Source organism: Paenibacillus sp. FSL K6-1318 (assembly GCF_037976905.1).
GTDB classification, from domain to species: Bacteria; Bacillota; Bacilli; order Paenibacillales; family Paenibacillaceae; genus Paenibacillus; species Paenibacillus amylolyticus_A.
Genome location: NZ_CP150270.1, coordinates 5,098,320 through 5,119,815, shown reverse-complemented (window position 1 = coordinate 5,119,815; position 21,496 = coordinate 5,098,320). Strand labels below are relative to the sequence as shown.

Annotated in this window: 16 protein-coding genes; 14 read left to right on the top strand and 2 right to left on the bottom strand. The window is 46.5% G+C overall.

The window, feature by feature from the left end; translation table 11 throughout:
• The first annotated feature begins 12 nt into the window (after window positions 1–12).
• From NYE45_RS22745 to NYE45_RS22715, 7 genes are all read left to right on the top strand, one after another.
• Entirely contained in the window at window positions 13–3,084 is a 3,072-nt protein-coding gene (locus NYE45_RS22745; RefSeq protein WP_340014121.1) for a DUF5704 domain-containing protein, read from the top strand.
• A 167-nt stretch (window positions 3,085–3,251) separates the two neighbouring features.
• Window positions 3,252–5,300 (top strand): type I pullulanase, encoded by a 2,049-nt coding sequence (gene pulA / locus NYE45_RS22740; protein ID WP_340014120.1) that lies wholly within the window; start codon window positions 3,252–3,254, stop codon window positions 5,298–5,300.
• A 475-nt stretch (window positions 5,301–5,775) separates the two neighbouring features.
• Window positions 5,776–8,652, top strand: a complete 2,877-nt coding sequence (gene pulA / locus NYE45_RS22735) for a type I pullulanase (protein WP_340014119.1) — start codon at window positions 5,776–5,778, stop codon at window positions 8,650–8,652.
• 282 nt (window positions 8,653–8,934) lie between these two features.
• The gene (locus NYE45_RS22730) at window positions 8,935–9,564 is read left to right on the top strand and encodes a 50S ribosomal protein L25 (protein WP_062835831.1); all 630 of its coding nucleotides are present in this window, start codon (window positions 8,935–8,937) and stop codon (window positions 9,562–9,564) included.
• 158 nt (window positions 9,565–9,722) lie between these two features.
• Entirely contained in the window at window positions 9,723–10,244 is a 522-nt protein-coding gene (locus tag NYE45_RS22725) for a hypothetical protein (RefSeq protein WP_340014118.1), read from the top strand.
• Between the two features lie 272 nt (window positions 10,245–10,516).
• Window positions 10,517–11,488, top strand: a complete 972-nt coding sequence (locus NYE45_RS22720; protein WP_340014117.1) for a WYL domain-containing protein — start codon at window positions 10,517–10,519, stop codon at window positions 11,486–11,488.
• A gap of 41 nt (window positions 11,489–11,529) precedes the next feature.
• Entirely contained in the window at window positions 11,530–11,892 is a 363-nt protein-coding gene (locus NYE45_RS22715; RefSeq protein ID WP_340014116.1) for an HIRAN domain-containing protein, read from the top strand.
• 54 nt (window positions 11,893–11,946) lie between these two features.
• Here NYE45_RS22715 and NYE45_RS22710 read toward each other — a convergent pair whose 3' ends face one another.
• On the bottom strand, window positions 11,947–13,050 hold the full coding sequence (locus NYE45_RS22710; protein ID WP_340014115.1) for a glycosyltransferase family 4 protein: 1,104 nt from the start codon (window positions 13,048–13,050) through the stop codon (window positions 11,947–11,949).
• 216 nt (window positions 13,051–13,266) lie between these two features.
• Between NYE45_RS22710 and NYE45_RS22705 the strand changes: the two genes are divergently transcribed.
• From NYE45_RS22705 to msrA, 6 genes are all read left to right on the top strand, one after another.
• Window positions 13,267–13,578, top strand: a complete 312-nt coding sequence (locus tag NYE45_RS22705; RefSeq protein WP_340014114.1) for a DUF3817 domain-containing protein — start codon at window positions 13,267–13,269, stop codon at window positions 13,576–13,578.
• 277 nt (window positions 13,579–13,855) lie between these two features.
• On the top strand, window positions 13,856–14,674 hold the full coding sequence (locus tag NYE45_RS22700; RefSeq protein WP_076333690.1) for a TerC family protein: 819 nt from the start codon (window positions 13,856–13,858) through the stop codon (window positions 14,672–14,674).
• A 499-nt stretch (window positions 14,675–15,173) separates the two neighbouring features.
• The gene (locus NYE45_RS22695) at window positions 15,174–16,637 is read left to right on the top strand and encodes an RtcB family protein (protein WP_340014113.1); all 1,464 of its coding nucleotides are present in this window, start codon (window positions 15,174–15,176) and stop codon (window positions 16,635–16,637) included.
• Entirely contained in the window at window positions 16,637–17,941 is a 1,305-nt protein-coding gene (locus NYE45_RS22690; protein WP_036617070.1) for an AAA family ATPase, read from the top strand. The genes NYE45_RS22695 and NYE45_RS22690 overlap by 1 nt, the downstream gene beginning before the upstream one ends.
• A 309-nt stretch (window positions 17,942–18,250) precedes the next feature.
• Window positions 18,251–18,508, top strand: a complete 258-nt coding sequence (locus NYE45_RS22685; protein ID WP_062835823.1) for a GlsB/YeaQ/YmgE family stress response membrane protein — start codon at window positions 18,251–18,253, stop codon at window positions 18,506–18,508.
• Window positions 18,509–18,678: 170 nt separating this feature from the next.
• Window positions 18,679–19,194, top strand: coding sequence for a peptide-methionine (S)-S-oxide reductase MsrA (gene msrA / locus NYE45_RS22680; protein WP_340014112.1), 516 nt, complete (start codon window positions 18,679–18,681; stop codon window positions 19,192–19,194).
• A 78-nt stretch (window positions 19,195–19,272) separates the two neighbouring features.
• Here the strand turns inward: msrA and NYE45_RS22675 are convergent, their stop codons facing one another.
• On the bottom strand, window positions 19,273–20,535 hold the full coding sequence (locus NYE45_RS22675; protein ID WP_340014111.1) for a hypothetical protein: 1,263 nt from the start codon (window positions 20,533–20,535) through the stop codon (window positions 19,273–19,275).
• A gap of 270 nt (window positions 20,536–20,805) precedes the next feature.
• Here NYE45_RS22675 and NYE45_RS22670 point away from each other — a divergent pair, with 270 nt between their 5' ends.
• A complete protein-coding gene (locus NYE45_RS22670; protein WP_062835820.1) occupies window positions 20,806–21,402 on the top strand; it encodes a restriction endonuclease in 597 nt (198 codons plus the stop codon).
• The last annotated feature ends 94 nt before the right edge of the window (window positions 21,403–21,496 follow it).

Genomic DNA, 21,496 nt, shown 5'->3' with positions numbered 1-21,496 from the left:
TATCATACACCAATGGATATCATTTGGGAGGGCGATCTGGTTGAAGAAAAAGAAATCGATGTAACGCCAGATACTACTCTTACCATAGGTCAAACTCAGCAGATGGAAGCCAAGGTGAAGACCAAAAACTATGGCGAAACAGATTATAATGGGGGCATCGACGTTTCCCGCAGGGAAGCGGAGATCAAATGGTTTTCTTCTGACGAGACGATTGCGAGCATTGAACTGAAAACAGGGATGTTAAAAGCTGAAAGTCCGGGCACGGTCAATGTGCGTGCAATCTGGAACAATGGTACATACCTTATCTCGGATACAGCCACCATAACAGTCACGTCTGAGCCAGGACTCGTGGTGAATCTGCCGAATGCCTGCAAAGCCAATACAACACCCCTACAGGCGGAAGCAGTTCTAACCAAACCGGATCGCTCTGTTCATAAACTGACGGCTCATCCCAAATTGACGTGGCAGAGCTCGAATCCGGCTGTGGCAACGATCGGCGCAGATGGCAAAATCACGACGAAAGGGATCGTGGGTAGCACCACTATCCAAGCTCATTTTCTTGATTCTGCTCAGCAACTGGATGAACAAGGGACTCAGGTGCTTGAGGTGAAGGAGTGCACGGATAATGGAGAAGGCGGTAATGGTGGTGATCCGGGGGGCGACCCTGTGAACACTTGCCCTGTAACCATCAGCCCGCCAAGTAGAGGTACGGTTATTGAAGCAGCGGTCATGGACCCGTCTGTTCGAGGTGTGCTGAAGGCAGATGACCGGGGAGCTGAGAAGTTTGATGTCACCCGTGGTATTCCAACTTCAGAAGATCTCTATGCCAATGTGTTGGCTAAGGGATATCTGTTCCAGCATCGTTGGGTCAACATGACCGGAACGGTGACTTATACCGTGAATGTGAAGAAGGTTTATCATAAAACCTGGACGATTCCGGGAAGACCCTCTAGTGGTGAGGGGGATCCGGGAACTCCTCCTGAGCCCAGAGAACTTGATGTTCCTGGTGACAAATCTATGCGAGTAACACGGACATATAGCTATTGGCAGATCGATAACCTGGAGGTATACAAGTTAAATGAGGCCAAGGTATCTAACTATGCGCTAGGCGGTTATGGTGACATCGTGACTCTGACGCCCAATCCATATACACCGCCGATGTTGCAATCGGCCATGGATACAGCGGTTACCAATCATGTGAAACCTGCATCATGCCGAGAAATTGATCTTGGCACCGAAGGGGTTCCGGGTGGTTCAGATGAACCGCCTACGCCAAATGAAACGTCATTGTTTCAATCCAAGGCTGAAGCGGAGGTTAGAGAGAACACCGTTAATAACGATAAGGTAACCTTTAATGGAGTGACGATTATGAACCCTGCTCCGGTGGAGAAAACAGCTCCAAGACCTGGAACGATCCCACAGCCTGGCATCATTGGAGACGATGTTCTGTACCAGAACCGGTTGGCGATTAAGAACACATTGATGAACAAAGCTAATCAACCGACCACGGGTGAGATTACGTATGGATTGCTGCCTGGCAATGTTAACGGTGGGCAGGATCAGAAGTTTCCCATTCTGGGTATCAACTCGGTGACGGTACATACTCCGGTTTTGAACTATGCCTTGGTGTCAGATGATCAGCCGCATAACCAGAAGACCACGCCTGATCCGACCAGGGCTGCACTTATTCTAGAGCGCCCATTCCTAGTAAGGATACCCACATCAGGTCAACATTTGGATGCAGCAAGTTACCCTGGTTATGGAAACCGTGATTATGCAAAATATTTTCGGATCAAACAGGTTCGTTTCCCATTCGATGTTTATAACGCTGCCAAAAGCCAATTTATCCCGGCCCTGACATGGGTGGATATTCCGGTAAATCAGTTGGATACCCCTTTTTATCTCCCGGTGTGGGTAGATGAAGGGAATTACCAGATTGAGTTCCGTAATATCGCCGAAAATGCACCTGCAAACTTTACGGAACAACAGGATGCGAACACAAATCTGACCCATCATGTGGCAGCAGATACTGTTGCTGTGGAGGTCATCGGACGATTGTATGATTTCCACATTACCGATATCTCAGACTACAATTGGGAGAATGTGTTCCGCAAGCGGATGGGCAGCCCAGAACCAACGGGTGTGAGCTATTGGACCGGGGGGAACAGTATAGACGGAGATCCCCGAGGTATCTTGGCTCCCTATGTACTGCCTATTCGTCCCGGCAGTCATCCGGTACAGGGTTTCCGAAATGCAGTGGTGAAGACCGGTTACCATTTCAAGTTTGACCTGAAGACCAAGGGTAATATGTTTGGGAAACAGGATGGTATCCGAATTACGCCAACGTTCTCTTTTGTGAGTAAAGATGGCACCACCCGGCAAGAAGTGGATTTATACTACCATCGAGGACAGGAACGACTCATTCGTATCGGATCTGCACAGGATTTAGAAAAACGCTTTGTTATCCTGAATTCACGTTTAAGGAATGTGCCCGGTACGGAGTTAGGTGATACAGCACGTTATCAATATACCTATGAACTGTCGGAGGAGGAACGCAATCAGGGTACAATGGCGGAGCATATGGTTCGTTTCGTGGATCAGACCTCTCATCAGAAAACGTGGGTAGGCCGTTATGACTGGATGATTCTTCCTTCACAGATCCGTACACTCATTGGCCCCAAAACAGATATACCTTCCGGTGTTAATGTGGATCGGGCAAATGCAGCGATTCAGCGCTGGTATGGCGAATATAGCTTGCCAGCAGATGTATATGCGGTGCCCAAAGGAACCAATCTAGAACTGCTCGCCAGACAAAATCAGTTGGATGAGAAGGCAAAGATATTCCTGAGGGACGGTTACATCGTGGTTAATTTCAATATCGAAACATTGCGCAGTGGCAATACGAATGCACCACACCTGCAATATATTTATGCTCCTTTGATGAATCAATGGCAGATGGAAGGTTTCGATAACAGCCCGGTAGACGGTCGGGGTAGAAGCTGGCCGATGCAAGATGGGGACGTGGTCTTGTACCATGCCGATCAATCCAGCCGCAATGATTTCCAATCCCAGGTACCGCATTAGAGAAACATCGTTTTACTCCTAAAGAAGACAAACGTTATGTGAATCCACATGCGTTTGTCTTCTTTTGCGTGATTTGGATTATGGTTGGTCAACAGAACGGGTATAAAGATAAGGGGCACTCGTTCCATCCATTCATTAATTTTTTCAACGAGAGGGGAACAACATACATGATTGAAGAGGATAAGCACGAACTATTGTTTTCAGAAGATACATACGAAGGAAGAGATCTGGGTGTGACATTAGAAGCACATGCCTGTCTCTTCAAAGTTTGGTCACCGTTAGCTGTTCAGATGGAACTACTTCTGTACCCACCTTTGACAGGTGGGAGCCCGGATGAAGAGCCCAATCAACGTAAACAGCAGGTCTTACCCATGCAAAAGAAAGAACAAGGCATATGGATTCTCGAACTGGAGGGCGATTTAAGTAGCTGCCGTTACATGTACAAGCCTACTTTCAAAGATGGACATACAACGACTGCGGTAGATCCATACGCACGAGCGGTGACCATGAACGGAGAAATGGGTGTAATTGTAAAACTGGAGCAGACGCATCCGATTGGATGGAATGAGGATAATCGCCCGGAATTGATTAGTCCTGTAGATGCAGTCTTATACGAGTTGCATGTGCGTGATTTCTCCATTCACTCATCATCTGGCATAACGAATAAAGGCAAATACATGGCTTTTACCGAGGCAGGCCTGCGCGATTCAAGGGGGAACACGCTGGGGATCGATCATTTGGTTGAACTGGGGATTACCCACGTGCATCTGCTGCCTGTATTTGATTTTGCGACGGTGGATGAATCCAGAGTGGATGGTGATACGTCTGATGCCTCCAACTATAACTGGGGATATGATCCACTTCATTACAATGTTCCGGAAGGTTCCTATGCTTCACGCGCGGATGATCCGGAGACACGAATTCGTGAGTTCAAGTCCATGGTGCTTGCCCTTCATAACAAGGGAATAGGTGTCATTATGGATGTCGTATATAATCATACGTTTGATACGGCAGGCAGCTCGTTTGAAAAACTGGTACCAGGGTACTACTATCGCCAAAATGCCGATGGGACGTATAGCAATGGTTCAGGTACAGGCAATGAGGTGGCTACCGAACGCGCCATGGTACGCAAGTTCATTATCGATTCGGTGCGATACTGGGCAGAGGAGTATCATGTGGATGGTTTTCGATTTGACCTGATGGGCCTGATCGACACCACTACGATGAAACAGCTTGCAGCGGAGTTACACGCAGAAGTATCCCCATCCATATTGCTGTATGGTGAACCATGGGGTGCACTGGATTCACCGCTTGGGCATGATATGACTCTAAAAGGAGCGCAGCGCGGAGCTGGTTTCGCCGTGTTTAACGATAATTTCCGCGGAGTGATCAAGGGAGACAGCGATGGCATGGGGACGGGATTTGCGACGGGCGCGGACGGGAAAGAAGACGAATTGTGGACTGGCGTCCGGGGAGCCATTCAGGATTTTACGGATGGTCCATCCGAGACGATTAACTATGTAACGGTGCATGATAATCTCAACCTGTGGGACAAAGTCGCACGTACCCAAGGACTCCACGATACGCTGAATTTCCTCACCTATGACGAGGATGGAAGTATCTGTGGATGCGAATGTGTGGAAGAGGCAGTAGAGAAGGCCAAGCCTTACCTGCAGATTGATCCGGATCACATGCTGGAGAATGAGACGGTTAGGCGTTGTCTGCTTGCCAATGGTATCGTGCTAACCTCCCAGGGTGTCCCCCTGATCGCGGCTGGAGATGAGCTGCTTCGCAGCAAATATGGGGATGCCAACAGCCACCAGAGTGGAGACGTAGTAAACGCCATTCATTGGGAGCAAAAGCGACAGTTCAAGCCGGTGTTTGACTATTATCGTGGGCTGATCCGTCTTCGTCGAGAGCATCCGGCTTTTCGGCTTCGTACACGGGAAGAGATCGAGAAGCATGTTCGTCTAATCGAAAAAGGTAATGGACTGCTGGCGTATGAACTGGAAGGCACGGCTGTCAGCGATTCATGGGATCGGATTATCGTGATCTATAACGCGGCAAAAGAAACCCGTACAGTCTCTGTTCCCACAGGGACATGGAATGTGGTTGTAGAAAAAGGACAAGCAGGCATCGAGGTGATACGTACCGTACAGGATGGACAGGTGACTGTGAATGCTTTATCTATAACGGTGATGTATTCGTATTCCTGATCGCCACAATGGTTGCCAAGAAATGAGGTGTGCCCGCAATAGGAAGAGTGCTCACAAGGACACGTCCAAGATGTCCCATAAATTGGGTGCAAAATAAAAAACGAATCCCCTTCCAAACGGAAAGGGGATTTTGTGTCGAGTTAAAGAGAAGTGTCTCAGTCGCAGGAGGACTTCGTCCTGCTCGATCTTTATTAAACGTCCGTCATTTTAGTGCGCAGTTTAAGTATAGTTTTCGTTCAAAGCACGTTCAATCTGCAATTATTCTTATCTTTTTCGAACTTTTTTTGTCGGGACAGGTACAAATGCTGTCAATCTATGGCGCTTGTTTACATATCTATATTTTGAAAGCGATTGCTAATTGAATACTCGAATCGAACCGATATGTTAGTACAGACAACCCCGGGTTGACAAACAACGTCCCACTCCGTAACATCGGGACAACACGAAATTAATGGATATAAAGGCGGTGGGAACGATGCCGGAATGGACTTCTTTTCGTTACGATGGCAACGATCTTGGCTTAACATATACTCGTGCAGCAAGTACTTTTAAATTGTGGGCACCTACGGCACAACAGGTTTATATATTGGTTTTTGAGGATGAAGGTCATTACAACGATAGTGGCAAAGTACAAGATCATGAAGGTGGACAGGAACATATTCTGACGCGCGATGCGGATGGAATATGGAGTCTGGAGCTTAACGGCGATTGGGCAGAACATTTTTATATGTACCGAATCATCCATGATGATCAGCGGATTGAAGTGGTTGCTGATCCGTATGCCAGAGCGGTAACAGCTAATGGGCAACGAACAGCCATTATCGATCTTGAGAGTACCAATCCGGTCGATTGGGACCTGGATGTCAAACCTGCTTTTCTGCGTCCTGTCGATGCCGTGTTATATGAGTTGCATATCCGTGATTTTTCCTCGGACCCCCATGCAGATATTCCGTATAAGGGAAAATATCTGGCATTCACGGCATCCGGATTGACAGATCGAGCCGGCAATAGCATTGGGATAGACCATCTTGCCGAATTGGGCGTCACCCATGTGCATCTTATGCCTGTAGCGGATTATCAGACGGTCAACGAACTCGCTACGGCAGATGTGGGTTCAAATGTCAGAGCACCATACAACTGGGGATATGATCCTCAGCATTACAACGTTCCCGAAGGTTCGTATGCGACAGATCCACGTGACCCGGCAGTTCGCATCCGAGAGTTCAAGTCTCTCGTTCAATCACTGCACAGACAAGGCATTCGCGTTGTACTTGATGTAGTCTATAACCATACGTATAGCGTGGAAGAGGGACCTTTTGAACGAATTGTACCAGGCTATTATTACCGTTATCGGGAGGATGGCACCCTCAGTAATGGTTCTGGTGTAGGCAATGAATTGGCGACAGAACGTCCCATGGTGCGAAAATATATTTTGGATTCTCTCCGATATTGGGCAGAAGAATATCATGTGGACGGATTTCGATTTGACCTCATGGCCCTGATTGATACGGAAACGATGAATGAATTAACGCGCGAATTGCGGGAACAGATCGATCCGGCGTTTCTGATCTATGGGGAACCCTGGACGGGTGGATACTCACCATTGGACCGCAAAACGTTAAAAGGAACCCAGCGAGGTCAGGGATTTGCCGTATTTAATGATCATTTTCGCAGTGCAATCAAGGGCGATAGTGATGGCAGTGGCAGAGGATTTGTCACGGGTGCCGGAGGGCAGGAATATGAGCTTATTAGGGGTTTAGCAGGAGCGCTGGATGATTTTACATCTTCACCTGTGGAAACCGTCAATTATGTAACTGCCCATGACAATCTCAATTTATGGGATAAAATAGCGACAACAATGAACCTTAGGCATGAATTAGGTTTTCCCGTATGGAAGGACGGACAGCCCGTGGGGGGCGGAAGTGCGGAGTCTGCTGTCAAAGCAGCAGATCCGTATCGATATGTCGATACGGATGATGTAATGGACCATGAGATGGTTCGTCGCTCGTTGCTGTCTTCGGGCATTCTGCTTACCTCTCAGGGCATTCCGTTTCTCCATGCAGGGGATGAGATGCTCCGTTCCAAAGCCGGTGATCATAACAGTTATCGGAGCGGGGATGCGGTGAATACGATCGCGTGGGCCAATAAATCGCGGTTCAGACCGGTATTTGACTACTACCGTGGTCTTATTCATCTACGGCGTACACATCCCGCTTTTCGTATGATTGATGCTGATCAGGTACGGAATCACCTTCGTGTGATTCGTGGCGACGGCAATGTGGTTGCTTTTATTCTTCAGGATGGTGCAAATCAGGATACCTGGAATCAGATTATGGTCATTTATAACGGAACGGAACATCAGCAGCATGTGGATCTGGGGGAAGGTGACTGGCATGTCGTGGTCAATGATCATCAGGCAGGTACAGATCTGATCGAAACCGTTCGTGGCACTGTTCAGGTAGAACGGTGGTCATTAATGGTTTTGTATGACATAGAGCATGCTGGAGGCACTGAACCTGCCACCCTGGAGATTAGTTTTCCGCGTCAGGTATACAGTCCGAAGGAGACGACTCAACTGCGAGCAATTGTAAGGGACAGCATCGGCAATGTGGTAGAGAACGCCCCAGTTACGTGGACTTCTTCTGAGTCGGATATTATTCGGATAGAACCTGATGGAACAATCGAAGCGCTGGAATGTGGGGAAGCCTCCATTATGGTCCATTGTGGTGACTTAACGGCAACTTGTATGTTACAGGTGGATTATCGGCATGCGGAGCGAATCGAAATTGTGGGCGAACCGGTCATGTACATGACTCGAATCAGTCGCTTCCGTGCATTGGTGCTTGATCAATTCGGTCAGCCGCTTCAGGATTCAAATATCCGTTGGAGCTCCTCTCATCCGGAACTGGCCGCAGTGAGTGCAGCGGGGATCGTACGCGCAATGACACCTGGAGCAACCCATATTATTGCTGAAGCTGGAGGAATCCGGGCAACGCTTGGCGTAACGATTCATAAACAGATTTCCCGAACGGTAACGCTCCGATACGAGCGGGAAGACCAGCATTATGAAGGTTGGGATGTCTGGGTATGGGGCACCGGTATGGAAGACGGAGCGGTACGACTGGAACAAATCGGCAATGCTGCTGAAGCCCGTTTCCGCGTAGCTCCAGGTCTGCACCACTTGGGATTGATCATTCGATTGAACGAATGGGAGGCCAAAGATACATGCGGAGATCGTTACGTCGATATCGTACCTGAAGATGGAGATGTTCACATTACGGTCCGAAGTGGGTCAGATGAGATACAGATCATTCGCGAAAGCGATAAAGCAGATGATCGTAATAGTGCATAATTTTCTTTTTAATAACATCATCAGGTATTTCGTCAAAACCCTTGATAAACCAGCAGTTGGAAGAGATTCCGACTGCTTTTTTAGTCTGATTATACGTAGCATAGCTTGCCAAAAAATAAAGAAATGTCCTGTTTCGTGTTTGAGATCCTCTATCATTGGGGTAAATATAGATATGGCCCACGATTCGGCCAAAGAAAAAAAGACCATTATGGTCTACCAGAGAAGCCTTAGCGCTTTCCAACAAATATAATGTAGTGATCCCTTGAAGGAGGATGTTCAATCATGAAATCCAACGGAAAAATGGCTCAACTTACAGCAACGCCAAGAACTGAAAAGAAAGGTGCAGCACTGCGCCTGTTAAGACAAGGTGGACGAGTTCCCGCTGTCGTATACGGCCCGGGACAAGAAGGTGCCTCCATACATGTAGATGAAAAAGAAATGCTGAAAGTGGCACGCACAGGCCGCTCCGAAATGTTCAACCTGAATGTTGAGGGTGGTAAAACGGTTCCGGTGCTGATCAAAGATCAGCAAGAGCGTAACGGACGTTTGTTGCATGTAGACTTTCTGCAAATTTCCAAGAACAAGCCGATCAGCGTAAGTGTATCGATCGACTTCCAGGGTACAGCAGCCGGTTCGAAAGCTGGCGGTGTATTCCAGACACAAGAAACACAATTGGAAGTAGAAGGATTGCCTGCGGATCTGCCAACTTCCATTGAGGTTGATGTGAGCGGATTGGACATTGGTGATCGCTTGACTGCTGCGGATATCAAACTGGATAAAGGTTTGACACTCGTAACATCACCTGAATCCATCATCGCGTCCGTCATGCCGCCACAAGCGGCTGAGGAAGAGCCAACAGCTTCTGCTGAGGAAGCTGAACCAGCAGCTGAAGAAAAAGCTACCGAAGAATAAACCAAGCTCAGGGATCTCACCAGATCCATTGCTTAACCAAAGCCCAGTCCTAGTGACTGGGCTTTTTTAATGTCCAGAACAAGAGGTTTCGAAGGTCGCATGAAAAATGAGAATGTACTACAATACATGTTAAAGGATAAGAAAGTGGGTTTATTTCAATGTTTGATCCAACGGTGTATGACAATCTGAAAGTCGGGTTTGAGAATCATCTCTATGATATGGATAACCTGGATGAGCGTATTCAGATTACGGGGCGTAAAGATCGGCTGGAGATGGCGGTAATGTCCAGAGAGTTCATGTTACAATTCTGTCTCAGGGATCGCTTGGAAGTAACAGGCGAGGTCGTACTCAGCAGTTCCCTTGAGGAGCTTGCAGCTGAGATTCTGGAGACGCCTGGTGCACATCCGGGTTGCCGTCTGGAACTTCGGTTTGGCATGATTGTGAAGGAGCCTGAGACGCAGTGTCCGGCTATTCGTTCGATATTGCAGCAGAGCTGGCCTGAGCAGAGGGTGTGCCAGAACATCCTATATATCTTTGATGAACAGCCTAGTACGTATAACGTCACGGCTCACGTATATTTTGACCGCAGTGTGAATGAGGACCAGATGGGAGATATTCCTGAACTTTGTGAGCATATGGTGAATGTGATGGATCAATTATTACAGTTGCATAACAAGTAATTTCGAATTAAGCCTTGTCTCTTTGTAGAGATCAGGGCTTTTTTTGTATTATTTTTAGAAAATTGTATAGGCTTTCAGGCTTAGGTATAAGGCCTTTTGGGTTAATGTTTTACGCAAGCAAGTAAGAGAATGTATATTAAAAGGGGGTAAGAGTGCAATTGAACTATATACAAACGGTGAAAGTGCGAAAATAATATTGGGACTAAAGATTTAGTTCTGTACTAAAGGAACTAGTTTTCCTTGCCGATAAAATATCGAAGGGGAGAAACTACATGACAGAGAAATTAATTCGTCTGCTGCGTATACTTCAGGCTATACAAGCAAATCCCGGAATTTCCGCCAAGGAGTTGGCGGTGAAATGCGGTACAACTGTACGCACGATATATCGTGATCTCCGGATTTTGGACAGGGTCGCCCCGATTATGAACGAAGGATACGGCAAAGGATACCGATTTATTGGTGAGTTTGCGATGTATCCGTTAGACTTTACTGAACAGGAAGCGATGGTCTTCTCCATGCTTCCATCCGTAGTTGATACTTCCAAGTTGCCTGCTGAATTTGATTCAGCTTTTGACAAGGTCATGTCGGCTCATACCAAATTAAAATCAAGAAACAGTGACATTGTAGAGAATATTGCGGGAATTATTCGAATGGGCACGCCAGCTTATCGTGAGGAAGGAAAAGATCCCAATTTGCTGATTCCTATCATTGAAGCGATCCTAAGCCAGCAAACGATTCGAACTCAATATCATACGCTGACAAGAAATGAGATCACAGTCCGGGATATCGATCCCTATTATCTCATTCCACGTGATCAACGTTTTTATTTGATTGGATACTGTCATTTGCTGCAAAAGGTTCGATTGTTTCGAATTAGCCGCTTTCTGGATGTGACAAGAACACATGCCGCATTCGACAAGGGTGATTTCAACATAACGCAGTACATGAAGAACACATGGTCTATTGACCGTGGCGACGAGAATATCCATTTCAAGGTAAGATTCTCTGAGAAAATAGCCCCCTACATAAAAGAAGAAGAAATGTTTGTTCGCCCGCGAATGACGGATATGTCGGATGGGGGATTGTTATTTGAAGTGACACTGAATAGCAGCCGAGAATTTTTGAAATGGTTATATCAATTCGGACCCGAGGCAGAGGTACTTGAACCTCGTGAGTTTCGTAGAGAGATACGCAGACAACTTGTGGAGTGGTTGGAGCATTATGACAACGAAGTATCTTTGTGAAATTTTCATATTGGAGAAATACAGGAAAAGGAGCAGGTGATATGAGCACCAAATTATTCGCAGCTATGTATGGGATGGACCATTTCCATGGAGTGCAAGCTTTACATGTGGGGGACACCGTGTATCTCGTCAAAGATCCAGATAATCGTTTGGACCATCAAGCGATTAAGGTTGTTATTCCCCCGATTGGAGCTGTAGGTTATATCGTTAATGATCCGCTTGTCGTACCGCATGGTTGTTGGACCGGGACGGCATTCTATGATGTTTTTCATCAACTAACGTGTGCCAAAGTGCGCTTCATGATGAGAGACATGGTTATTATGGAGTTAATTGAGATGAGTCAGATTCCTGTTCCGCAAATGGACTCTTTTATTACCGGATGGCAATCTCGCGAAAAAGCTTAATCATCCTAAAGAGTGTCTTTCTAATGGATCAAAAAATGTAAAACGGAAGGAGGCTCATTCTCGGATGAGCCTGGTATAGGTGGCTTCCAGATGTATGGCTGTTCTAGCCCAACTAAAATGTGCCATTGCGCTATCTCGGCCAGCCTTCCCTAACAATTCGGCAGAGGCCGGATTGCTTGCAAGTTTGTTCAGGCAAGAAGCGAAACGTTGGGGACGTTTATAAGAGGTGACAAGGTATCCATTGCTACCTGATTCAATAATTTCACGAATACCTCCGTTATCAGAAGCAATGACGGGTAATCCTGAAGCCATCGCTTCAACATTAACCAGACCAAAGGCTTCATGTTCTTGAGACGGACAGACCAGACAATCGACTGCCCTGTACAACTGGTCGATATATTCATGGTTTATCTGACCGCGGAAGGATATATGAACGTTTTGTTTTCGAGCAAGCTCGCGAAGTCTGCGAACATAATACGGAGGGCCTTTGCCTGCAACAACCAGTTGAACAGGCATCTCTTGTTGAAGAAGGGCAATGGCACGTATTAATACATCTACACCTTTGCCAGGAATGAGCCGGCCGACATACAAAATAGAGAATGGTTTAGTTATTCCAAATTGTGTACGCAGGCGAAGCTGTTCTTCACTGGACTCAGCAGGCCTGAAGCGGCTTAAATCTGCACCTAGTGGAACAACACTCATTCGGCGTTTTACAAGCGGAAATCGGCGACCTAGCCTTTGTCTCAAGGATTGACTGTTAACGGCAATCCAATCGGCTTTTTTCATCAATGCGAGTCTCGCAGGTCCAGGTTGCGCGAACGTTAACGAGTGGAGGTAGAGTACAACCGGGGTGCGAGGGAAAGCGCGTTTTATGGCAGCCATGCTGCGGGGCCTGTTATCCACTTGAATCACATCATAAGACTGCTTGGATAACAAACGTATTGCTGCTTTGGTGTACCCAACAGGACTTGATGCAGGGACACGCTGAATGGTGATACCGTCGATTAGCTCCGTGGTGGCGAGACCTGCCATTTGACGACTTATGATGGTCACCTGATGACGATGTGCAAGTTCGCGAGCAATCCCCAGGATGCATATTTCCACTGATCCGTTTCCGGGCAAAGGCAATTTCTCGGGTGCAACCATAGCTATTTTCATTAACAGGCTCCTCCTTGTCCGACATCGGTCACAATCTTCGTCATATATCCTATGAGCAGCAGAAGCATTTGGCTCCTGCGAACAGGCCGGTGAACCACCCATATGAGCGTGCAGGAATAATCTGCTGTATGGATTGAAGCGGAGATATTCGGCTTTTGTGATATACTGTACGGGAACTATTGAGTTCGTTACATGTATAGAAGCAGGAGGAAAATGATGTTACATTCTATGCTGGGGCGTTTCCGGCTAATGTTGTGGTTGCAGGGCATTTCGTACGTATTGTTGCTGTTTGTTGCTTTTCCATTGAGAGATGCCGGGATTATGCCGCAGGCTGTCACATGGTTTGGAAATTTATATGGTTTTTTGTTTTTAATGTACTTGTTATTTATGGTGAGTTTGTATACTTCACAGAAGTGGCGTCTGCGCCGTCCAATTGCTCTATTCTTCGTTTCCTTTATTCCGCTGGGGAACATGATCTACGATCTTGTTGTATTTCGTAAGTTATACCGTCAACTAAATAAAGCTTGACTTTATTTAACGTTATGAAATATTATGGGTATAGGTTAAACAACCTGTTTCAACTAAAACTACATATTCCTGTTAAAGGGGAGTAGCTTTTACAGTAAAGTCGTCAATTCGGGATCATATCCCCGGCTTTATTGGCAGCAATTTTGTTGTTAGCGAGACCTTTACCAAGTTTTCATGCTCGGTAAAGGTCTCTTTTTGTGGATATAAAAGGACCTTACCAGCGATGGTAAAGGTCCTTTTTTTTGTACATCATAAGGATATTAAGGAGGAGTCAATGTTGGAAGTTTCATTATTATTGGAATATGGGTGGGTGCTTGCCGTCTTAGTAGTTCTTGAAGGACTACTTGCAGCAGATAATGCATTGGTACTCGCAATTATGGTTAAACACTTACCTGAAGATAAGCGCAAAAAAGCGTTGTTCTATGGTCTGATGGGTGCATTTGTTTTCCGTTTAGGTTCGTTGTTCCTGATCTCTTTCCTCGTCGATGTATGGCAAGTACAAGCGATCGGTGCCCTGTATCTCCTGTATATCTCGATTAACCACATCGTTAAAAAGATACTGGGTAGTCGAAATAAGACAGATGAAGCAGCTGATTCAACGCCTAAGAAACCGAAAAAACAATCCGGTTTCTGGATGACCGTTTTCAAGGTCGAAGTAGCAGATATCGCATTTGCAGTCGATTCCATTTTGGCTGCCGTTGCTTTGGCCGTGGCGTTGCCACCAAGTGGATTGCCTCCAATTGGCGGACTTGACGGTGGACAGTTTATCGTTATCTTCCTCGGTGGATTCATCGGGCTTGTGATCATGCGTTTTGCAGCCACATACTTTGTGAAATTGCTTCATTCCCGTCCAGGGCTTGAAGTTGCGGCTTTTGTCATCGTAGGTTGGGTAGGGGTTAAGCTGGCAGTTATTACACTCGCACACCCTTCATTGGGTGTTCTGGATGAGCATTTCCCGGAAAATAAAATTTGGAAATTCGGATTCTATATTGTACTGATCACCATTGCGGTATGTGGTTGGTTCCTGTCTTCCAAAGCTCCTGAAAAAGAAGACGAGAATCCGGTTGAAGAGTTGGAAAAACAAGCAGGTCTGTAATAATCATGTTACGCTAACAACATCATTATTATTAGAGAAACAGGAGGCTGTCCTAGGACAGTCTCCTGTTTTTGTTTACATATGTGATCTGCACCATGGACCAATTTCCAAGAAAAGGGTTGACACATGAAATCGAGTCCCCTTAATATAAGACTAACATTAACGAAGGGAGGCCGAGAGACATGATGCTTGGTTATGATTTGAATCAAACAGGGCGCAACTTAGACACAACTGCATATCCGGCTCATCGTCTCATTGGCCTCATACGGTCGACATAGGGGATAGGCATATCGTTTAGCAGCTTATAATCGATATGCATTCTTCGCTTATATTATAGCAATGGATGACAGGCACACAGCATGTTCATGCTGTTCTGTTCTCCGTTATTGTCATTAGTAGAAGTCATGGGCGATTAGCCTATGGCTTTTTTTATTTTTATTTTACAGATGAATCAGCAAACCGAATTTGCTGAACGTACAGGAAGGAATAATACACTTTTATGAATACAGAATTTAATTTATTTACCAATCCAAACGAATTCGCAGGTGCTTATCGGCACGAAGTGAAATTGCCTGCAGGCGACCTAACCGTATATGCGGCGCAACAGCTCTTCTCCTCGCTCGATTACAAGGTGTTCGAGATGGCGAACAATAATCTGCAGATTCCGGGAATTTCTTATATGAGTTACACACCAGACGTGCATGTCGGTGTAGGTACATGCATTGGAACGACAGCCGTGTGGGATGCACAGAGCGGCTACGTATCTCCCTCCATTGTGGGCAGTGACATTGGCTGTGGCATGCGAGTGCATATGACGAACCTGCATAAGGACGAATTGAAAGACATCAAGCTCCGCCGCAAACTCGTCAAGGCCATTGAGAAAGTATTGCCGATGGAGGCGAACCAGCGAGGTCATTACTCGGATATCAGACTGGAGCATATCGTTCGTAAAGGGCTACATGGTTTACCCAAAAAGTATATTCCGGACAGCTACACACCGAAAAAATCAACCTCGATGACACATGTGGAAAGCAGCAAGTTCAGTTACGATGAGGATGTGTTAAATCACGTTCCTGATATGACGTGGCATCGTTCGCATCGTCAGCTCGGTACACTGGGTGGAGGGAATCATTTTGCCGAGATCCAGGCGATTGAGATCGCTGAAGAGAATCGTGAAATCGCCGAAGCTTGGGGATTGTACGATGGACAGGTCGTGGTTATGATCCATTCCGGCTCTCGTGCATGGGGTGGTTATGTCAGTCAGATGAGTTCGTCAGCAATTGCCAAAGTCATGCAGCGGCTTAACCTGGGTACTTCCGATCCGAGACTGGTCTTTGCTCCACTGGAGCATGCGGAAGGTCGTCATTATGTAAACATGATGTATTCTGCATTGAATTACGCTGTTGTCAATCGTCACCTGATTGCGTATGCTATTCGCGAAGCATTCCGGGATGTGTTTGGCTCCAAATGTGAATTCCGTACATTATACGACTTGATGCACAACTATGCCTGGGAGGAATCCCACGCAGACCAAGGTTCCGTTTTTGTGCATCGTAAAGGTGCGACACGTGCGTTGCCGGCAGGTCACCCGGACAATCCAAAGCCATATCTGGCAACAGGACATCCGGCGCTTATTCCCGGTTCCATGGGAACTGCTTCATATATCATGGTGGGTCAGCCACAGGGTGCTGATAATTATTATTCAATATGTCATGGTGCAGGTCGGATCCGTTCGCGGACAGCAACGAAACGATTGGTTTCCGTGGAAGATTTTGCTTCGGCACTAGGCGTGGGTACAGAAGATGAGATCGTGGTAAACCAACGCTCACTTGAATCCATTATCGATGAATCACCTCAGGCTTATAAAAATGTAGATGAAATTATAGACAGTGTTACCGGCGCAGGCCTGGCTCAGGTTGTAGCCAAATGCAAACCGCTTGTAGCGGTAAAGGGAGCGAAATAATGACAATAAACGAAAAACAAACGGATCCAACGCAGGCGATCTATACCTATGATGAACAACATGATACCCGAATTCGAGTGGAAGGGTACGCCATCTATTCAAGGCTGATCCGTGGAATTAGTGAGGCGCTCCATCAGCGCTATGGGGTTGAATACAAGCTTTATGCGAGTTCTGACCCGAACAATGAATACTGGGAGTTACTCCGGGAAGATTTGCAAAATGGCAGTGACGAAGTGGAATTGGTAGCCCGCATATTCGAGGATCTGGAGCTTCAGACCTTGCATTACGACGACGATGGCGATGTGCCGACTTATGGTGTGCATTACTCCATTCGCAACAACGTATTTGCCTATCCGAAATGGGGCGTAGCACTTGTGCGGGTTCCATTTTTCCGGGAAAACGGGATCTACAGTGAAGACTTTGTCTTTGCCATCGGTGATGAGGAAATGAAGCAATTTCTGGGTAGTGTCCGAGAGCGGGAACGTCAGCAAAATATGAAAAAAGTGACGGTATACACCGATGCCCGAAATGGCAGCGATCGTCATGTCGAATCCATTACTCGTTCCGTGGGAAGAGAGGATGTTGTTCTTTCGGCACAGATCAAGCAGGATATCTTCCGTTCGCTGGATCAGTTCTTTGAAGCGGATCGTTCATTCTACAGAGATTACGATATCCCGTACAAACGAGGCATTTTATTGTATGGGCATCCGGGAAACGGCAAGACCACATTGGTGAAATCCATTGCTGGAAGTATTCCGGGACCGGCTGCGTATTGGCAGATTACGGAGTATACCAACAGTGAATCGGTGCGTGAAGTGTTCGAGGCTGCCAAACGGCTGGCACCGATGGTGTTGATCATTGAGGACATCGATTCGATGCCGGATGAAGTCCGTTCCTTTTTCCTGAATACACTGGATGGAGCTACGTCAAAAGAAGGCATTTTCCTGATCGGTACAACGAATTATCCGGAGAAAATAGATCCGGGCCTCATGAACCGTGCTGGACGGTTCGACCGGGCTTATGAAATTCCGCTGCCGGATGAAGCATTGCGCCTGCAATATTTGCGGCAACGGGGCTTCACCGTATTTGCTGGTGAAGAAGGTACAGTTGAAGCTGCTCGTCTGACCGACACGTTCTCTCTTGCGCAGCTGGGTGAATTGTATGTCAGCGCTGCGCTGGAATGGCATCAGAATGGACAGACAGACATTGTGAAAGTCATTCAGTCAATGCGTGGCGAGCTGGACAAGAGTCATAAACATACTTGGCTGGCGCAGCCGGGTAAGGGACGTGCAGGATTTTATTGATCACCCCTAACCAATCCATTTGATAATATGACGCAATCTTATAAATAATCCTACCTCAATTGGTGATACTAACCTTGTCTGCTGTAACATACAATGACTTTCGGGAGGTACATAACGCAGCCCTGAGCTGGTGAGATGCCGGAAAGTGACGCGATCTGTTTCCATACTGGGCTATGGCCTGTTTTGCAGAGAAGGATGCATTGGAACAAAAGGTAATATGCAAAAATTTTTATGCCAATTGTTTAAATGCTTCTGTAGCGGTTAATAGTAGACAGACAACAACAAAAACTTTAATTAGAGGTGAATGATATGGGTTGGTTATGGTCATTAATTATCGGTGGTATCATTGGTTGGTTAGCAGGTTTGATCGTTGGTCGTGACATTCCAGGTGGTGTTATTGGTAACATCATTGCTGGTTTCATCGGTGGATGGTTAGGTGGAGTAATCTTGGGCGATATGGGTCCTGAGATGGGCGGATTCCACATTGTACCTGCATTGATTGGTGCGATTGTTCTTGTAGCAATCGTAAGCTTGATCTTCCGTTCAATGGGTCGTAGTCGAGGGTAACTGATTCAAGATAACTTCTTGAATTAGTTGTCAGCTAAATGCATTACCAATGAAGAGGTTGATTGAGAGCCATAACCATGGCTTTCAATCAACCTCTTGTTGTTTTAAAATATAAGAAGATACGCGTATTAGCTATCTATGGGTAGTTTAGATAAGAGGGGATGAACGGAATGGAAAAAGCTACATTCGCCGGCGGATGTTTCTGGTGCATGGTTACACCGTTTGAAGAACAACCGGGCATTCATGGTATTGTATCGGGTTATACTGGCGGTCACGTCGAGAATCCAACATATGAGCAGGTCAAAACCGGAGAGACCGGTCATGTCGAAGTGGTTGAGATTACATTTGATCCGGATGTATTCCCTTATGAACGACTGCTGGAGCTGTACTGGCCACAGATTGATCCGACGGATGACGGAGGACAGTTCCAGGATCGGGGGACACAATATCGTACTGCGATCTTTGTGCATAATGAACGTCAGCGTGAGCTTGCCGAACAGTCCAAGCAGGAACTGGCAGCCAGCGGACGATTCAATCAACCGATTGTTACGGAAATTCGGGATGCCGTCGTATTCTATTCGGCTGAAGACTATCATCAGGATTACCACAAGAAAAACGAGAAACATTATAAGGAAGACCGGGCATTATCCGGACGGGACGAATTTATAGACGAAAATTGGAAATAGGATAATTTTATCCTACCCATGCAATAAGCCGGGAGAGCTCCTTATGGAACTCTCCCGGCTTATTATTACATCGAGTATTTATTTTGCAGGATTGGACTTCAGTACATATTTGGACAATGTCTCATCGTTCATGGAATAAATGACATCATCCACATAAGTAGAGACACCTTCTAATGAAGGAACGGAAGCACTGGTCGTGTAGATATGCACGTCTTCCAGCGTGAGTGGATCAAGAATATATCCCGTTTTGGCAAAATCAAGCTGGTATTGACCATCCTGCGTCTGATCGACATGCATCAATGCAGGTTGTGCGTCCTTGAACGTACGCTCAGTCACTTTGCCTTTCATCGTGTACAGTTCCAGCTTTTGCCCTGTAAGGACCGTATAGCTGTTGCCAGCCGTCTGGATGTAGGCATCACCAGCAATGGCACGTCCCCAAGCGAGCTTGCCATCGGTGCCAAAGCCCATCAGCCGATTACCGGTGTTCGCGAAATTGGCACGCATAAGGATGGAACCATCGTCCAGAATGGCTAGTGATTCACCGCCGCCATCTCCTAGTGTATTGGCGTTGGCAGGGAATTGGTAGAAGGACAGGCGATTCAGTGTACGATCATAAATCTCCACTTTTGGATTCGCAGCTTGTTGCCAGAAGTTGCCTACCTTGGTTTGTTTGCTGGCGTCCACTACAATTCGACCATGATCAGCCTTAAGCACGGTGCCGTTAATGATCTTTTCGGTAATTAGCTTGCCTTTCTTGTCATATAACGAGATGGCTGAACGAACCGAACCATTCGATTGCACACCCTGACTTGAAGCAACCATCAGCGTATCGTTATCCAGTAGGGATATGCTTGCAGGTGAATTCACCGTTTTGACCCAGTTGGTCTTGCCAGATGTATTGAATGAGTACAATTTTTTGGTTTTGTCCGAGTATTCCATATATACATAGGCTGTACCGTTGCTGGCATATACCGAATCGGAGTAGGTGGTGTAAGGACCACTTTTCTCATGGAATATCGTATTCCACTTCAATTGTCCAGTTGTAGCGTCAAATGCTTGAAGAGAATCCAGTTGCCAGTCCAGCGTTGTTTTGCTGCTTGTTTTGGTCACAGGCTGGGAGGCATGTACATATACAAGGTTTTTGGATGGCACGGCATGGATTCCCTTGATCAGGACATCTTTCTCCGTATTGGCCTCAGATAACATCAGGGAAGATGACGTCCACGCGGGTTTGGGCAGGGATTCAGTGGAGGCAGCGGCGTAACTCGTTGTATTCATGGTGAAGAGGAGCATGCCGCTAAGAATGAGGGCAGCCCATGTTTTGGACTTGTGTTTGGTCAATGTATGCAAGTGATAAACCACCTTTCTTCTTCGGTTCAAAACAGAACCGATTGTTGAATTTTACCATTGATGTCAAGTTGAATTCAACCGAACGTACTGTAACCTTTTATCATTCGTATTGCGTATCATCTTTGTTTGGTGAAGTGTAACGGTTACAGGGATTTCATCTTCTTTCGATGGAGGTGGAAGTCTGATATATTTAGTGCGGTGACAAGCCATATCTGCGTAAGACGTTGGATAGAACATAGGGAATGAACAAGGAGAACAGTTATGAATTGGAGTGAAAATATGACCCTATGGGTCATTGGATGTATCATCGTATTGTTGCTGCTTGCCTGGATTATCCGGCGTGTTATCGGGCGCGGGCAGCGGATTCGAAGTGAAGCCAACCCCCGGAAGATTACGATAAAGGATATCGACAAGATGGAGGATGGTTCGGAGTTTGAATTATATCTCTATCATTTATTTGAAGAACTTGGGTATGACGAGGTTCATAAGACGACGAGCAGCCGGGATTTTGGGGCAGATCTGGTGTTTGTCGATAGACTCGGCAGACGAAGTGTCATACAAGCGAAGCGATATGGTGCGAACCATCCCGTAGGATTGAGTGCAGTGCAGGAGATCTATACCTCGATGCGTTATTATGAAGCTGATCGGTCCATTGTATTGACGTCCGCCCGTTACACCGAAGCCTGTCGGACGCTTGCAGCAGTTAATGGAGTGAAGCTGCTGGACCGGGAAGACCTGATGGAGTTAATCCTGTTATTCAAAGCGAGAAGAGTGGAAGAAGCACTGGAACTGATTGAAGAAGATGATCACGAACCGATCGAGACGTGGCAATCCAGGCGAAAGCGGCAATCCCGCTAGGTTGCCATTGTAGTACTGTGCTCTAACGTAGATTTTTTTAATATAATCGAATTATAACCAATCGCTAGGTCAATACCCGCGACTGGTTATTTTT

Excerpts from the sequence above, each read along its gene's own strand:
- NYE45_RS22745 (WP_340014121.1), top strand. The coding sequence starts at position 13 with ATGGATATCATTTGGGAGGGCGATCTGGTTGAAGAAAAAGAAATCGAT.
- pulA (WP_340014120.1), top strand. The coding sequence starts at position 3,252 with ATGATTGAAGAGGATAAGCACGAACTATTGTTTTCAGAAGATACATAC.
- pulA (WP_340014119.1), top strand. The coding sequence starts at position 5,776 with ATGCCGGAATGGACTTCTTTTCGTTACGATGGCAACGATCTTGGCTTA.
- NYE45_RS22730 (WP_062835831.1), top strand. The coding sequence starts at position 8,935 with ATGAAATCCAACGGAAAAATGGCTCAACTTACAGCAACGCCAAGAACT.
- NYE45_RS22725 (WP_340014118.1), top strand. The coding sequence starts at position 9,723 with ATGTTTGATCCAACGGTGTATGACAATCTGAAAGTCGGGTTTGAGAAT.
- NYE45_RS22720 (WP_340014117.1), top strand. The coding sequence starts at position 10,517 with ATGACAGAGAAATTAATTCGTCTGCTGCGTATACTTCAGGCTATACAA.
- NYE45_RS22715 (WP_340014116.1), top strand. The coding sequence starts at position 11,530 with ATGAGCACCAAATTATTCGCAGCTATGTATGGGATGGACCATTTCCAT.
- NYE45_RS22710 (WP_340014115.1), bottom strand. The coding sequence starts at position 13,050 with ATGAAAATAGCTATGGTTGCACCCGAGAAATTGCCTTTGCCCGGAAAC.
- NYE45_RS22705 (WP_340014114.1), top strand. The coding sequence starts at position 13,267 with ATGTTACATTCTATGCTGGGGCGTTTCCGGCTAATGTTGTGGTTGCAG.
- NYE45_RS22695 (WP_340014113.1), top strand. The coding sequence starts at position 15,174 with ATGAATACAGAATTTAATTTATTTACCAATCCAAACGAATTCGCAGGT.
- NYE45_RS22690 (WP_036617070.1), top strand. The coding sequence starts at position 16,637 with ATGACAATAAACGAAAAACAAACGGATCCAACGCAGGCGATCTATACC.
- NYE45_RS22685 (WP_062835823.1), top strand. The coding sequence starts at position 18,251 with ATGGGTTGGTTATGGTCATTAATTATCGGTGGTATCATTGGTTGGTTA.
- msrA (WP_340014112.1), top strand. The coding sequence starts at position 18,679 with ATGGAAAAAGCTACATTCGCCGGCGGATGTTTCTGGTGCATGGTTACA.
- NYE45_RS22670 (WP_062835820.1), top strand. The coding sequence starts at position 20,806 with ATGAATTGGAGTGAAAATATGACCCTATGGGTCATTGGATGTATCATC.